This window comes from Sporosarcina sp. P7, assembly GCF_002743425.1.
Lineage (GTDB): Bacteria > Bacillota > Bacilli > Bacillales_A > Planococcaceae > Sporosarcina.
This window is the reverse complement of record NZ_PDZF01000011.1, coordinates 59,572-75,073: the sequence shown is the minus strand read 5'-3', so window position 1 is coordinate 75,073 and position 15,502 is coordinate 59,572. Positions and strand designations below refer to the sequence as shown.

General features: G+C 44.5%; 16 protein-coding genes. 2 read left to right on the top strand and 14 right to left on the bottom strand.

Annotated elements, in window-relative coordinates; translation table 11 throughout:
* Positions 1-124: 124 nt before the first annotated feature.
* Positions 125-439, top strand: coding sequence for an ArsR/SmtB family transcription factor (locus CSV60_RS11720; protein WP_099637106.1), 315 nt, complete (start codon positions 125-127; stop codon positions 437-439).
* Complete coding sequence (locus CSV60_RS11715) at positions 430-1,722, top strand: arsenic transporter (protein ID WP_099637105.1); 1,293 nt, start codon at positions 430-432, stop codon at positions 1,720-1,722. The genes CSV60_RS11720 and CSV60_RS11715 overlap by 10 nt, the downstream gene beginning before the upstream one ends.
* A 243-nt stretch (positions 1,723-1,965) precedes the next feature.
* On the opposite strand, the gene CSV60_RS11710 is transcribed toward CSV60_RS11715, so the two are convergent.
* The 14 genes from CSV60_RS11710 to CSV60_RS11645 form a co-directional block, all read right to left on the bottom strand.
* Entirely contained in the window at positions 1,966-2,664 is a 699-nt protein-coding gene (locus CSV60_RS11710; RefSeq protein WP_099637104.1) for a DUF421 domain-containing protein, read from the bottom strand.
* 479 nt (positions 2,665-3,143) lie between these two features.
* Entirely contained in the window at positions 3,144-4,418 is a 1,275-nt protein-coding gene (locus CSV60_RS11705; RefSeq protein WP_099637103.1) for a TRAP transporter large permease, read from the bottom strand.
* Complete coding sequence (locus tag CSV60_RS11700) at positions 4,415-4,915, bottom strand: TRAP transporter small permease (protein ID WP_099637102.1); 501 nt, start codon at positions 4,913-4,915, stop codon at positions 4,415-4,417. Before CSV60_RS11700 ends, CSV60_RS11705 begins: the two co-directional genes overlap by 4 nt.
* A gap of 48 nt (positions 4,916-4,963) precedes the next feature.
* Positions 4,964-5,977 (bottom strand): TRAP transporter substrate-binding protein, encoded by a 1,014-nt coding sequence (locus CSV60_RS11695; RefSeq protein ID WP_099637101.1) that lies wholly within the window; start codon positions 5,975-5,977, stop codon positions 4,964-4,966.
* A gap of 143 nt (positions 5,978-6,120) precedes the next feature.
* Entirely contained in the window at positions 6,121-7,476 is a 1,356-nt protein-coding gene (locus CSV60_RS11690; RefSeq protein WP_099637100.1) for an MFS transporter, read from the bottom strand.
* 103 nt (positions 7,477-7,579) lie between these two features.
* A complete protein-coding gene (locus tag CSV60_RS11685) occupies positions 7,580-8,602 on the bottom strand; it encodes an amidohydrolase family protein (protein WP_199175277.1) in 1,023 nt (340 codons plus the stop codon).
* Positions 8,603-8,713: 111 nt separating this feature from the next.
* Positions 8,714-9,721 carry a VOC family protein gene (locus CSV60_RS11680; RefSeq protein ID WP_099637099.1) on the bottom strand — a complete coding sequence of 336 codons (1,008 nt, stop codon included), beginning with the start codon at positions 9,719-9,721 and terminating at the stop codon, positions 8,714-8,716.
* A 78-nt stretch (positions 9,722-9,799) separates the two neighbouring features.
* The gene (locus tag CSV60_RS11675) at positions 9,800-10,000 is read right to left on the bottom strand and encodes a 4-oxalocrotonate tautomerase (RefSeq protein ID WP_029054081.1); all 201 of its coding nucleotides are present in this window, start codon (positions 9,998-10,000) and stop codon (positions 9,800-9,802) included.
* A gap of 17 nt (positions 10,001-10,017) precedes the next feature.
* Complete coding sequence (locus CSV60_RS11670; RefSeq protein WP_099637098.1) at positions 10,018-10,806, bottom strand: 2-keto-4-pentenoate hydratase; 789 nt, start codon at positions 10,804-10,806, stop codon at positions 10,018-10,020.
* Positions 10,807-10,820: 14 nt separating this feature from the next.
* The gene (gene dmpG, locus CSV60_RS11665; RefSeq protein ID WP_029054083.1) at positions 10,821-11,846 is read right to left on the bottom strand and encodes a 4-hydroxy-2-oxovalerate aldolase; all 1,026 of its coding nucleotides are present in this window, start codon (positions 11,844-11,846) and stop codon (positions 10,821-10,823) included.
* A gap of 37 nt (positions 11,847-11,883) precedes the next feature.
* Positions 11,884-12,765 (bottom strand): acetaldehyde dehydrogenase (acetylating), encoded by an 882-nt coding sequence (locus tag CSV60_RS11660; RefSeq protein ID WP_099637097.1) that lies wholly within the window; start codon positions 12,763-12,765, stop codon positions 11,884-11,886.
* Between the two features lie 45 nt (positions 12,766-12,810).
* Positions 12,811-13,599, bottom strand: coding sequence for a 2-keto-4-pentenoate hydratase (locus tag CSV60_RS11655; RefSeq protein WP_099637096.1), 789 nt, complete (start codon positions 13,597-13,599; stop codon positions 12,811-12,813).
* 16 nt (positions 13,600-13,615) lie between these two features.
* Positions 13,616-15,079, bottom strand: coding sequence for an aldehyde dehydrogenase (locus tag CSV60_RS11650; protein ID WP_099637095.1), 1,464 nt, complete (start codon positions 15,077-15,079; stop codon positions 13,616-13,618).
* Positions 15,080-15,150: 71 nt separating this feature from the next.
* Positions 15,151-15,399 (bottom strand): ferredoxin, encoded by a 249-nt coding sequence (locus tag CSV60_RS11645; protein ID WP_099630650.1) that lies wholly within the window; start codon positions 15,397-15,399, stop codon positions 15,151-15,153.
* Positions 15,400-15,502: the final 103 nt, after the last annotated feature.

Genomic DNA, 15,502 nt, shown 5'->3' with positions numbered 1-15,502 from the left:
TATCAATTTGAGAGAATTAGGAAGCCACACTGCCCTGTGACTTCCTTTTTTGTTTGTCTAAAAGCATTGAACATATAAGCCTGAACTTATATGATATAGATACTAAGAAATAAAGGAGTATTTTATGAATCCTAAACAAATGGAACGTTACTTAAAAACCATTGGGGATCAATCCCGATTACAATTACTGAAGGCATTGGAGCAAAAACCTTTATGCATTTGTGATTTGAATACTTTACTAGACGTATCACAACCCGCAATTAGTCAGCATATGCACAGATTAAAAAGTGATGAGATCGTGCTGAATGAACGACGTGGACGCTGGGTATATTGGTCACTTAATCGTTCCCATCCCCACTACCTCTTATTACTGGAATTATTGAAATTATTGCCGGTTCCTATTATTGAATGTAGCAAGGAGGAGGACCTATGCAAATAATACTGGCTTCTCTAATATTTCTTTTCACATTGATCTTGGTTATTTGGCAACCACGCAATCTATCCATCGGCTGGTCTGCCATCGCCGGCGCTGTTCTCGCTCTACTTGCGGGCGTCGTCAGTTTTACTGATGTCATCGATGTAACGTCTATCGTATGGAATGCTACATTGACGTTCGTCGCACTAATCATTATTTCATTGATCCTTGATGAAATCGGATTTTTCGAGTGGTCCGCATTACATATGGCGCGCTTTGCCAAAGGAAGTGGCGTTCGCATGTTTTTACTTGTCATCCTACTTGGCGCTGGTGTGTCGGCTTTATTCGCGAATGATGGAGCCGCATTGATACTCACACCCATTGTCCTTGCGATGGTGCGTGCACTTAATTTCAAAGAGAAAATGATTCTCCCCTTCGTCATGGCATCGGGATTCATTGCGGATACTACTTCCTTGCCACTTGTCGTCAGTAATCTTGTGAACATCGTTTCCGCTGACTTCTTCGGCATCGGTTTTGCTGAATATGCAAGCCGTATGATCATCCCGAACTTCTTCAGCCTTGGCGCCAGTATTCTCGTGTTGTATATGTATTTCCGGAAATCTATACCGAAACGTTTTGATGAAAAGTTGTTGCGTACACCTGCCAGTGCAATACGTGACCATCAATTGTTTCGCATTTCCTGGGTAGTGCTCGGTATGTTGTTGATCGGCTACTTCATTAGTGAATCATTGGGTTTACCCGTCTCGTTCATCGCGGGATCCATTGCGATCATGTTCTTGCTAATTGCAAGAACGAGCGAGGCCGTGCAGACTAAAACGGTAATCAAAGGTGCTCCATGGGCTATTGTGTTCTTTTCCATCGGGATGTACGTAGTCGTCTATGGATTGCGCAATGCAGGATTGACATCTGTTTTGACCGCGTTGATCGAGTGGACATCGAGCCATGGCTTGTACGCCGCTACGATTAGCATGGGGTTTATTGCGGCAATCCTGTCATCGTTCATGAACAATTTGCCGACTGTGATGATAGATGCGCTAGCGATCCAGGATGCTGCGGTTCCGCCTAATGTGCGTGAAGCGTTAATTTATGCCAATGTAATCGGGTCTGATTTAGGTCCGAAGATGACACCGATCGGTTCGCTCGCCACGTTGCTGTGGTTGCATGTGCTGTCGTTAAAAGGCATACGGATCTCTTGGGGATATTATTTTAAAGTAGGTATTATATTGACTGTGCCTACTCTCCTCATTACGTTGACGGGGCTATGGTGGTGGCTTTCAGTTTCTTAAAATGTGTAGAAAGGACAGTACTTCATTAATATAGGCCCCACTCAGTGAGATCACGTCTTTTCTCACTGTGTGGGGCCTATTTATATTGATCGAATCCTTATAAGCAGTAAGTAGATAGTGATTCAGGTGAAACGATGATCACCGGAATATCTATAATGGACTCTTCTGAAATGACTTCTAGAATTTCTGTTTTGAAAATCAATTGATATATTCTTCTTGTTAGCGTAGTTCATGCGTTATGTTTCACTTCTCGCTATTACTAACATCGGCATATGTTTTTATAAAAAAACCTTCTGTTTTCGACCATTCACAATACAATATATGTTGAAGATTCACATGCCCTAAGCGTTCCATTTCAGCATAAAGCCATGCCTCCGTTTTTCCAATAAAGTCTAGGACTTCCTTCTTGATTTTTCCCTCATCAATTAATAGTACGGTCGGTTCTTCTTCTCGATTCTCCAGATTCATATCCTGTGCAGCCACGGGTTTATACTTGGCGTATTGATTAATTGAAATATCTCCTCCCGGCTCGATAAACAAGTCCCGTACTTCTCTCAGCGAAAAAATCCCTTGTATACGAAGCATCGTTCTCAACTGCTCCATTTCTAATTGGTTTTTTTCCATCAATTTTTTATTGATTTTCCCATCATGGATCAACTTGTCCGTTTCTCCTTTAATCAATATACGTAACGGATTAGATAGGGTGACAATTTTCTCCACAGCATAAATAGCAACTGCCCACACTACAACCGAAAATAAAAACAGGAAGATAGATATCTTATTATCATAGAGACTCTCTTCAAGGATTCCACCGAATACGAGAAGATACACCACATCATACGGTGTCATTTGACTCAAGTGTTTTTTCCCTAGTAATCTTATGACAACTAGGAGAGCCACCAAGCCGATTACAAGCTTTCCACCCATCATTACATAATCCATCTTAAACACCTCCAGACTTATTCACAACTAACAAAAAACAGTTAGATAGTGAGCTGAGCTGCCTATAAATTTTCCCCTCTTTATTTTACCCAGCATTTTTACTTGGTAGCTGATTTAACGCAGTTCAACTATTTATTGAGTTAAGGAACCTATTGCCTGCATAACTCTTGTATGTAATGGAATAGTTCACACCATACTATTTTTCCAGATGGTTATGAGAGTTTGTATTTAAATTAATCAAGAGTTATTTGGCCCTGTTTTCATTAGCACCTACAGATAGCATCCCCATTTGCACAGTGAACTAAACAAGGGAAGGCCGTTTGTTTCCTTTTGGGGATATCATTTCAAAGTAGTTGTTATATTGACTGTGCCTACGCATCTGACTACGTTGACGAGGTTATGGTAGTTGCTGACGATTGTCTGAAAACGAAAAAGGCTGTGCGGAAAGTCTATAATCATAGCTTTCCGCATCGCCCTTTCTAATCCGTCATAGAAGGAATCCATAATACTAAATTTGGAATATACGTAATGAGAAATAACACGACAACCGCCACCGCAACGAAGGGGACAACCGCCCTGACGAAATCTTCCAACTTTACTTTACCGATAGAAGTCGTCAGGAAGAGACCTGATCCGACAGGCGGTGTCAGTATCCCGATCACGACATTTAAACAAATGACGACCCCAAAGTGGATGGGATCAATATTAAACGCAGGCAGTATCGGGACGAAGATCGGCGTCAAGATGATAATCAGTGCAATCCCTTCTATAAACATGCCCAATAAAATAAACAGGATGTTTATTAGAAGAAGGAATATGATCGGATTCGTAGTGATTGTCGTCATCCACTCTGCTATCATCTGCGGAATCCGTTCGAATGTCATAGACCAACCGAGCAGGCTTGCCATCGCGATTAACAATGTAACGATTGATGTGGTGATGGAAGTATTAATGAAAATACTAGGTAGCATTTTTACGTCTAAATCTTTATAGAAGAAGAAGCTGATAAGGAATGCTATGACACAAGCGATTCCCGCTGACTCGGTAGGAGTGAACACCCCTGTTATAATTCCCCAGATCAGCACACCCGGGACAGCCAAGGCGGGTAGGATTTGAATAAACGACTTGCCGCGGTCTATCCAGGGAACCTTTTCTGATTTAGTGAAGTTTTCTTTATATCCGATATAAGTGACTAGCAAAATGAACGCAATCATAATAAGAAACCCCGGAAGAATCCCCGCCAGAAACATATCGCCTATCGATACTCCGGCGCTTGCCCCATAAATAATGAACAGCATACTGGGCGGGATGATGGGACCCAATATACCTGAAGCGGCCGTTGTCGCAGCAGCGAAATCTTTTTTATATCCTTCTTTCTCCATCGCCGGGATCATGATTTTACTCATCATCGCGATTTGTGCTGATGCAGAACCGATGACAGCCGCCAGAAACGTATTGGCTACGATGTTTACATACACCAACCCGCCCCGGAAGTGTCCCACAAACTTCTGCGCAAAGTTCACAAGCCTGATTGTGATCCCACCGGCATTCATTATTTCCCCGGCCAGCATGAATAAAGGAATTGCCAGCAGACTGTAGCTTTCCAGCGAGGAAAACAGGCGCTGCGGGGAATTGATGACCATCTCTATATTGCCGGCAAAAAAGAGCAATATGACGCTGACTATTCCAAGTACGAGAGCGATCGGAATTCTGAGTAACAGTAAAAGAAGGAAAATCAGCAATGCAATAATCATTCAACCGCCTGCCTTTCATTTGAGGCGTGGAATGACTCGATAAGCAGATATACAAAATGAACAATCATGAACAGCAAGCTGATCGGTATAGATAAATACGGAATAATCATCGGAATCTGTGTCGTGACAGACCTCTGTAATAAGATATTCGGATTCAAAATCCATTTTACGGATAAATAAAATATCGCGACAGTGAAAATCAGAGAAATGATCATCCCGATAATAATCAGCACATTCCGCAGAGATTCATTCACCCGGTCTACGAGAATCGTGACAGCAACCGCTTCACGCACTTTGACGCTCATGCTCGCACCTATGAAACTGGCGAATATAAATGTAAACAATGCGGTTTCCTGGGCCCACAGCAACGGTGAATTGAAAATATACCGAAATACCACATCGGAAAACAACGAAAGTAGCAGGGCCGGCAATAGTAATACGACTAAAAATTTTTCCAACGTGTAGACAGTGTCACTCAATCCTTTTATGAACCTCAATTTTTCTCCCCCTCAGTATTCTGACCGGCCGATCATGATGTTCTGTGATCAGTGATTCGAGTTTTCCTCAATAAATTGTTTAATCATTTCATCTTTTTTAGAGTATTTGTTATAAATGACTCCGGCTTCTTTCAGAAAACTCTCCTTATCCTCCAATTCTAGGACAGGTATATAGTTTTCCAGTTCCGCCAGATTATCTTTCTCTCTTTTCAAGTGTTCGACTTTCCCCCACTCCACTGCGGCGTGGACAGCATCTGTTATAATCTGCTGATCTTTTTCAGGCATATTTTCAAATTTCATTTTACTCGCTGTAAAAATTCCTCCGAATGCCATATGGCCTGTTAAAACATAGTTTTTCGCGATTTCATAATACTTCTCAGACAACAGCGCATTACTGTCGATCGATGTACCGTCAATGACGCCAGTCTGAAGAGAGGAATAGACTTCTGATAACCCCATTGCAATCGGGCTTGCCCCGAGCTTCTCCCAATATTCGAGCACGGACGGTCCGCCAGTGAAGCGTAACTTTAGTCCTTTCACATCTTTCGTTGTCTTAATTGGATCATTTTTCAATACAAGATGATGCATACCTGTAGGCATATAGCCCATCCCAAGCAGTCCTTGATCGTTCAGTAAACCTAGCATTTCCTGTGCAGATTCAGAGTCCTGTGCTTCCAGCGCTTCCTGCAGGCTTTCGAATAAAAACGGCATATTCCATGCGTCCAATTCAGGTATGCGAGAACTTAAATATGGCACCGTCAGCAGAGCGAAATCAACCGATCCGTTTTCCAGCTGCTGCACAATATCCGCTTCAGGCCCCAGCTGTCCACCGGGATAGATATCCAGTTTCATGCGGCCATCCGATCTTTCATCCAGCTCTTTTGCGAGAATCTCTGAAAAGCCCTGCCAGATATGAGTGTTTTGCGTGATATGGGTCATTTTAAATTTATAGTTCAGGTTACCGTCCGTAGTTTCCGCCTGTGTTACCTCTTCTGAGTTACAGGCAGCAAGCAATATAACTGTCAATAATGAAAATAATAGCAATTGTCTAGTTTTATTCATTTAACATTTCCACCTTTCCTTGTAATGTACTTGATAATCAACGAATTGCCATTAGCTTTTTTCGTATTCATATATTCGATATAACGCAGAAAGCCCACATAATATGGGCTTTCTACTAAAATAATTTTCATGTAAACGTAATTTTACTTGTCGATCGCTTTGCTAGTGGCCAGAGTTGGAACCACACTCACCGGTTTGTCGGCAAATTGCTTTTCACGAATAAACGATATAGCGACTGCGGCCAATAATCCCGGTATAGCTAGCGCCATGAAGTTCTGCTGGAAGGAAAGACTTAGACCGAGCAACGCACCGCCCACTACGGGACCAATGATGCCGCCTACTCTTCCCACTCCGGACGACCAACCAATTCCTGTGGAACGGACTTCTGTTGGATAGAACTGTGAAGCGAATGAGTATAAAACAATCTGCGAACCTATGGACGTGGCACCCGCTACGGCTATCAGAATATATAGAACGGAAATAGAGGGGTGGAAACTCATTCCGATCAGTGAAAGCGCATTCAAAGAAAAGAACATCGTCAACACGTTTTTCGTTTTCCAGTGGTCAGCGAGCCAACCGCCAATTAACGCTCCAGCAATTCCGCCCATATTCAGTACCAGAAGGAATGTCAGGCTGGATCCTAAGCTATAGCCCGCTTCTGACATTAACTTAGGCAACCACGTTCCGAGACCGTATGTGATCAGCAGGCAAAGGAAGAAGTTAAACCAGAACAGGATCGTACTGACTGTCCGCCCGTTTTCGAATAACTTGGATACCGGTATGCCTTTCCTTGATGGAACAGAAATATCGTAGACATCCTCATCCTTTTGTATATAGGAAGGATTGACCTTCGCCAGTACCTCGCCGATTTTCTTGTTCTCTTGCTTCGCCATCAGAAAACCTAGTGATTCAGGAAGTTGTTTGTACAGCAAAGGTACAGCCAGCAACGGAATGGCACCAACTAAAAACATCGCTTTCCAGCCCGCAGCAGGAATCAGATAAATCGCCAGTCCTGCAGCAAACATTCCGCCAATCCCATAACCACATAACATCAGTGTCACCAATCGATTTTTCATGACTCGCGGTGCATATTCCGTTACCAGCGCCACGGTAACCGGGAATGCCCCACCGAGCCCGAGCCCCGCGATGAAGCGGTAGATTCCGAATTCTGTCGGACCGTTCGAAAATGCAATCAATCCTGTAAACAAACTGAAAAGAATGACACAGAAGAGAATGACATTCTTTCGCCCAATTCTGTCGGCGAGAGGCGCAAATATGAACGCGCCTAACATCATGCCAATCAATGCATAGCTGCCTATCGTTCCTGCCTGTACTGATGTTAAAGACCATTCCTCCATCAATATTGAAACTATTGATCCGTAAACGATTAAATCATATCCATCAAAGATAATGATAAACGCACACCAGAAAACAAGTAAGCCGTGAAAACGATTAAATTTAGATTCGTCAACAGTTTTTAAGACTTGAATGGGCTTCAACTGATTTCCTCCTTTGGTAAGGCAAACATATTTTTTTGTTTGGTACAGGCAGGTTGATTAGGAAAGTGACAAATTACAAAGATTAAAAGGTTTTTCAGCGTCTTTACTTCGATGTGGCCATTTCATGAATTCCGAGGAACTTTAATGCATTCTGTCCGTGTATCAATCTTGCGTCTTCATCCGAAATACCTTCCAATAGATCGACCACTTTGCCGGACGGTGCTTCCCGCAACAGGAATGGATAATCGGAACCTGCAATAATTTGTTCCGCACCGAATTTATCGATCATATACTGTAAATTCACCGGATCGTACACTAGTGAATCATAATAGAGTTTATTTGCATAATGGCTTGGCGGTTTTTCAGTTTTTCTGATATGTGGCCACACTTCCCAGCCTTTATCCATACGTGGAAGCAGATAAGGGAGCGCTCCCCCGCCGTGCGCGAAGCAGATCTTCAGTTTTGGATATCGATCCAGAAGTCCACTCATAATAATACTTCCCGCGGCCAGTGCCGTTTCTGACGGCATGCCGACCATATACATGAAATTATGTCTTGGCATTCTCTCGCCGCCGAGTGTCGCCCATGGGTGTACAAAAAGCGGCACATTCCATTTCTCCGCTGCCGCGAAGAACGGTTCCAGCGCAGGATCGTCCAGGTTCTGGCCGTTCACATTGGAACCGATTTGAAGTCCTTTTAAGCCCAGTTCATGCACGGCACGATCCATTTCCTGTATGGCAATTTCCACATCCTGCAGCGGAACCGTCCCTAAACCAATAAACCGCTCCGGATACTCCTTGGCGATGGATGCGATAAAATCATTCTGTATTTGTGAAAGTTCCAAACCGGCCTCCGGGCTACTCCAGTAGGCAAGTGTGACCGGAATTGGCGATAGCACCTGAATATCGATCCCTTCGTTATTCATGTCTTCGATTCTCTTTTCAATATCCCATGCCTGATCCGTAATTTTACGGAATGACTTTCCCTGGATAAAGATTTCCGCCCCGCAGTCACAGGTTTTCTCCATAACCGGAAAACGAGGATCACCATATTTCGCTGCCAAATCCGGAAAATCCTCCGGGATGATATGTGTATGGAAATCCACACGCAATGTCTTTTTCACCATTTCACCCTAACCCCTATTCTTTATAATTTTTTATAAAAAATAATGAGGTAGACGTTTGCTTCATCTACCTCATTATTTATTTTCATCTATCTGTTTTATTGGACACGCAACTTACAGAAGCTTTGTTCCGTAAGTGAAGTAACTTTCCGGCGCCTTACTTCCCCACAGGTCCAAACCAAGCGGTCCAACTTCTGGGTTCCATCCGATCGGCTCCCAATCTGGAGAGAAGATCAAGAATCCGCCAGTCCAGATTTCCACACGATTTCCAGAAGGCTCGATGACGTAGATGAACTGTGCTCCACTCGTCCCGTGCTTGCCCGGACCCCACTCGATCTTAATGCCGTTCTCTGCCATCAAGTTTGCTGCGCGGATTAGCTCATCCGGTGAATCCAAGTAGTATGCCAAGTGATGGAACAGTGCACCATCTTGATTGGCATTGCGCATTAAAGCAATTTCATGCGCTACATTTGTTCGACTCAACCATGAACCAAGACGCACGTCTTCCTCATTCTGAACATAGTAACGGTGGTGAATTCCAAGTAGATCTGTCCACCATTCCTGCTCTTTCGCTACATCGTTTACCATAATATTTACATGGTCAAAGCGACGCGGAGATACTCCCTTGCCTGTATATTTACTTGGGTGGCTCGGCAATTTTGAAGCAACATTCGGATCATCCGTGATGAACTTCTCTTTTTCCCAATACAATTCTGCCGGTAGGCCTGAAGGTGAACGGAACTGAAGCGTGTCGCCTTGCGCCTTTTTCTTCCCGGCTTCCACCCAGTTGTGCTCGATTCCCATATCCTTAAACTGCTTTTCAAATGCTTTCAAAGCACCTTTATTGCTTACGCGCCAGCCGATTTGCTGAACGCCTGAAACATCCGCCTGCTGAAGTACTAATGTGTGGTGATCGAAATCCTGCCATGCTCTTAGATATACTCGATCTTCTTCCTGGGCAGAAACCGCAAGGCCCATTACTTCTGTAAAGAACCAGACTGATTTTTCGAGATCCGTAACGCCCATTTCTACATGGCCAAGATGCGCAATACTTGTTGTATATTTTTCAAGTTCTTTCAATAATGCGTGTTCTTCTACAATTACGTTATTTGAGATACTCATAGTTTCTGTCCCCTGTCTGTTAGTTTTATTTTTTATAGGTTACTTCATTATTACCCTGCTCGTATTTCTGATTTCGACTTACTTAACGGCTGCTCTTTTCTCAGCCATCGTCTGTCCTGCAACGCCCCAGTGCGTGCTCGGCACTTCCGAAACGATAACCCGTACCGCTTCTTTTGGTGCATCCAGTGTGGATGAAACTACTTCAGTGATATTGCGGATCAACTCCGAAACTTTTTCTTCAGGTCTGCCTTCAATCATCTCTACATGTATTAGTGGCATCCGTTACATCCTCCTTCTCACTCAGTTACTGTAAACGACACGTCGCCAAGCCCGTCGAACTTTCCAAGCACCGTATCTCCCTTTTCAAGCAGGACGGCACCTGTTAAAGCACCTGATAAAATGACATCACCTTTACGGATCTTCTCGCCTTTACGTGCAAGCATATTAGCGAGCATCGCAATGGCATTCGCAGGGTGGCCGAGTACTGCGGCACCGGCACCTAATTCCTTGATTTCGCCATTAATCGCCAATGTCGCACCGACTACATCCAGTTCAAAATCCGACGGGCATTTCGGCGAAGTACCGAAAACCACTCGAGAGGTAGACGCATTATCCGCTACAACATCAGGTAACGTAAAATCAAAATTCTCATAACGACTGTCGATAATTTCGAGAGCCGGGATGACCGACTTGGTTTTAGCCAATACTTGAGCGCCTGTAATGCCAGGCCCTTCAATATCCTCATCTATAATGAAAGCAATTTCCGCCTCCACTTTCGGATGAATCAAATCGCTCAGAGAAACCTTACCGCCATTGTCGATGACCATATAATCGAAGACATATCCGTAAATTGGCTCATCGACATTCATCTGGTCCATTTTCGCTTTGCTGGTCAATCCCATTTTAGGACCTACTATTTTCCGTCCTTCAGCTAATTTCCGAGAAACGATCTTCTCTTGGACTTGGTATCCTTCTTCCACCGTCAAATCTTTCTTCAGTTTGGCGGTCACTTTTTTCACTTCACGCTTTTCTTCTTCGCCTGCCACTAGATAATCGGCAATTTCCTGGTACACTGTTGCACTCACGATACCCTCTCCTTTTATACAGCAACTTCCGCTTTCCGTTTGGATAACTCCGCGGCTACATCCATGATCATATCTTCCTGACCACCAACTACTTCGCGCTTGCCAAGTTCAATTAAAATGCTGCGGGAATCAATCCCGAATCGTTCGGCTGCTTTTTGTGCATGCAGATAGAAGCTTGAATATACGCCCGCATAACCGAGAACTAGACTGCCGCGTGTGATCTCCTGCGGTGTTTCCAGAATCGGCGCTACTAAATCTTCCGCCACGTCCATGATCTTATACAAATCGATGCCAGTATGAATATTCATCTTATCGAGCACCGCAACCGCCACTTCGGTCTGTGTATTCCCAGCTCCAGCACCAAGGCAGCGGATACTGCCGTCGATTCGTGTAGCGCCCGCTTCCATTGCAGCAAGCGTGTTCGCCATTGCCAGCGACAGATTATTATGTGCGTGGAAACCGATATTTGCGGTCAGATGTTCTTTCAGCAATGCAATGCGCTCTTTCACCTGATGAGGCAACAGTGCTCCTGCTGAATCCACAACATATACAGTATCCGCCCCGTAGCTCTCCATCAGTTTTGCTTGTTCCAGCAATTTCTTCGGAGACGCCATATGGGACATCATCAGGAAGCCGACTGTTTCTAAACCCAGCTCTTTCGCATACGCGATATGCTGCGCAGAGACATCCGCCTCTGTGACATGTGTCGCAACACGTGCCATTTTTACACCTAGCCCGGCTGCTTCCTTCAATTGTGGCATGGTCCCAATACCCGGTATGAGAAGTACCGCAATCTTTGCCTGCTTCACCTCGGCTACGGCTGCTTCGATCAGTTCCATTTCGTTTGTCAATGACAATCCATACTGCATGGAAGAACCGCCAAGCCCGTCTCCATGGGAAACTTCTATATACGGTACGTTCGCATCATCCAAACCTTTAGCGATAGATTTTACTTGATCTACTGTGAATTGATGACGAACCGCATGGCTTCCGTCACGTAATGCAACTTCTGTCAGTACTATGTCTCGTTTGCTGTTCATCTTCCCATTCCCTTCTTTCATTTCTATCGAATATCAATCAGACCGGTATATGGGCTACTTTATGCTTTGCCCACTCTTCCGCCATCTTCACAGAAGATGCTGTCATAATATCCAAATTACCGGAGTATGTAGGTAAGTAATCCCCTACCCCCTCAACCTCGACGAACACGGTAATATTCTTTCCGTCAAAAATCGGTTCCTGTCTGAGTCGATAGCCCGGTACATATGATTGGACCTCTTTTTCCATTTCATGGATTGAAGCAGTAATTTCTTCTATCTTCGCTTCCTCTTCCACCTGTATATGAATCGTATTCCGCATGAGGATCGGTGGTTCTGCGGGATTTAACAGAATAATTGCTTTTCCTCTTTTAGCTCCACCCACTTCGAGAATGCCACGAGTTGTTGTTTGGGTAAATTCATCGATATTTGCCCGTGTACCCGGCCCCGCACTTTTACTGGAAATAGTGGAGACAATTTCTCCGTATTCTACCGATTGCACTTGATGAACAGCGTGGATGATTGGAATCGTCGCCTGGCCACCGCAAGTAATCAGGTTGATGTTGTCCGCGTCCAAGTGTACATCTAGATTAACCGGTGGGACAACGATCGGGCCAATTGCCGCTGGTGTCATATCAATGACTTTTTTGCCTGCTTTTCGCAGCACTTCGTCATGATAGATATGTGCTTTGGCAGAAGTTGCATCGAAAATGATCTCAGCAAGCTCAGGTCGTTCTAGGAAGCCGTCAATACCAGTAGTGATGACTTCGTAACCGTGCTCCGCCGCTTTCTTCAATCCATCCGACTCAGCATCTATGCCAATCATCGTTGTGAGTTCCAAGATAGGGGATCTGCTCAATTTCAACATGAGATCTGTTCCTATGTTTCCGGATCCAAGAATCGCTACTTTCACTTTTTTCATCGTATACCCCTCTCATGGAAACGAATTTATACTGATCATGTGCATTTAAAAATGCACGCTCACCTCGCCAAGATGCGCAAATTTTGCGGTAAAGGTATCGCCCTCTTTTGCTTCAACAGCTGCGGAAAGAGCTCCTGACAATATCACTTCACCCGCGTTCAAGGAAATACCGAAGTCCGCGAGTCTGTTAGCGAGCCACGCAACACATTGAGCTGGGTTTCCGAGTGCGGCTGCCCCTACTCCTGTATTTACCAGTTGACCGTTCTTTGTCAGCACCATACCAAGCAGTTCCATGTCGACATCTTCGACTTTCACCGGCTTACCGCCTAGAGCATAGAAAGCAGAAGATGCGTTATCAGCGATTGTGTCCGGTAATTTTATCTTCCAGTCCTTCACCCGACTGTCTACTACTTCAATAGAAGGAAGTATATAATCGGTAGCCTGCAGGACATCCAGCGTCGTGACATTCGGACCTTTTAACTCTTTCTTGAGAACAAAGGCAATTTCCCCTTCCACTTTAGGCAAGAGTACTTTATCCTTTGGTACGAGTCCGCCGTTTTCAATGACCATACTGTCGAGCAGATGACCGTAATCCGGTTCATCTACCCCGAGCAGGTTCTGCATGGCCTTTGATGTCAACCCAATTTTCTTACCGATAATCGTTTGACCGTCAGCTGTTTTCTTTTTGATATTTTCCAGTTGAATAGAGTAAGCTTCTTCCACTGTCAGTTCCGGATCAGCCTCTGTTAAAGGAGGAATCCCGACTAAAGTGTTCTCCGCTTCGAGCAAAGATTCCGCATACTTTTTTTGTTTCATAGCCACTTCCGTTGCCATAATCACTTTCCCGCCTTTACAGTTTTATCGTTATGTTTGACAACTCGGAATAGAAATCGATACTATGCATGCCGCCTGTACGCCCCACGCCGCTGTGCTTCATCCCCCCAAAAGGTGTGCGAAGATCACGAAGGAACCAGGTATTCACCCAAATAATTCCTGCTTCAATTTGATGTGCCACACGGTGTCCGCGTTTTAGGTTCGTTGTCCAAATCGAAGCACTTAGCCCGTAATGTGTATCATTTGCCTGTTCAATGACTTCTTCTTCTGTATCAAACGGAACGACCGTTACGACAGGTCCGAAGATTTCTTCTTTGATACAGCGGGAATCATTTTTAAGACCGGTAATAATCGTCGGCTCTAGGAAATAACCTTTGTCGATTCCTTCAGGTCTTTTACCGCCAATCACGAATTCTCCGCCCTCTTCCCGGGCAATATCGATATAGCTGTTAACACGGTCGTAGTGTTCTTTACTCACCAGTGCGCCTACATTTGTATCTTTATCAAACGGCTGTCCGACTTTTAATTCTTTCGCTTTGGCTGTGAACTTTTCGAGGAACTCGTCATACGCCGACCGTTCGACGTAAATTCGCGATCCGCATAGGCAAACTTCACCCTGATTTATAAAGCTAGACTTGACTGTTGTGGCAACCACTTCATCTATATCTGCGTCAGCAAAAATGATATTCGGGTTTTTACCGCCCAATTCATAGGAAAGCTTCTTCAATGAATCAGCGCCCGCCTTCATGATGGCGGATCCCGTACTCGGCTCCCCGATGAATGAAATCGCATCCACGTCAGGGTGCTCTGAAATCGCGCCGCCCGCTGAACCTGGCCCGAATCCATGAACCAAGTTCACGACCCCGTCCGGAACGCCCGCTTCTTTAATGATTTCCATGAGTACAGTGGCTGTCATCGGTGTCCATTCAGCCGGTTTCACGACAACTGTGTTCCCCATACCGATACAAGGGGCTAGTTTCCAAGTAAGCAAAAGCAATGGCAGATTCCAAGGCTTAATCATCCCCACCACACCGACGGGACGGCGCAGTGTATAATGCAGAGCTTCACTGTTCTGCTGGTAAGCGTCCGTTCCGACTGATGTAATATAGTCAGCAAAGAAATGGAAGTTGTATGCTGCTCTCGGGATATCTACAGAGTTGGCTAGGGAGAATGGTTTCCCTGTGTCCAATGCTTCTAGGCGCGCCAGCTCTTCCTGTCTTTCTAGGATCAGATCACCAATTTTGCGAAGCATTTTAGAACGTTCTTCTAGAGTAACGTTTTTCCACGGTCCGTTAAGTGCTTTTCTAGCAGCCTTTACCGCAGCATCCACTTCTTCCTTACCGCCTTCTGCCACGATTGCCTGTACTTCTTCAGTTGCCGGATTAATATTTTCAAAGCTCTTATTTTTATCGATTTCGATATATTTTCCGTCGATAAAGTGACGGCTGTCGATTGCTTGCACTTTTGTTTTTGTGATCATAACTTTATTCATCTCCAGTATTTTATAATAATATCAATAAGCCGCTGCCTCGATGATGAAACCTCATTCACTTAGCCTGCTTCACTTTTTTCACATGTAAAGGGTGTATCTGCCATTTTGATTGAGCCTGATGGACAACTGTCATAAGCATCCTCTAAATCTTCAACTAACTCTTCAGGCACCGGTGTATGACCTTGGTTGTCATCCAGAATGGCAAATGAAGTCCCTTCGTCATCGTAATCAAACAAATCAGGTGCCGCTATTCCACATGCACTACACGCAATACAAGTATCCTGATCAACGACTGTATATTTTACGATATCGCATCCTCCTCATGTCACTTCACTTTGCGTTCGGGTTGAGTATTCTGTCCTTCAAATTACGGAATCTATAAACGATTGGATTGTTAAATTGTTAAATACT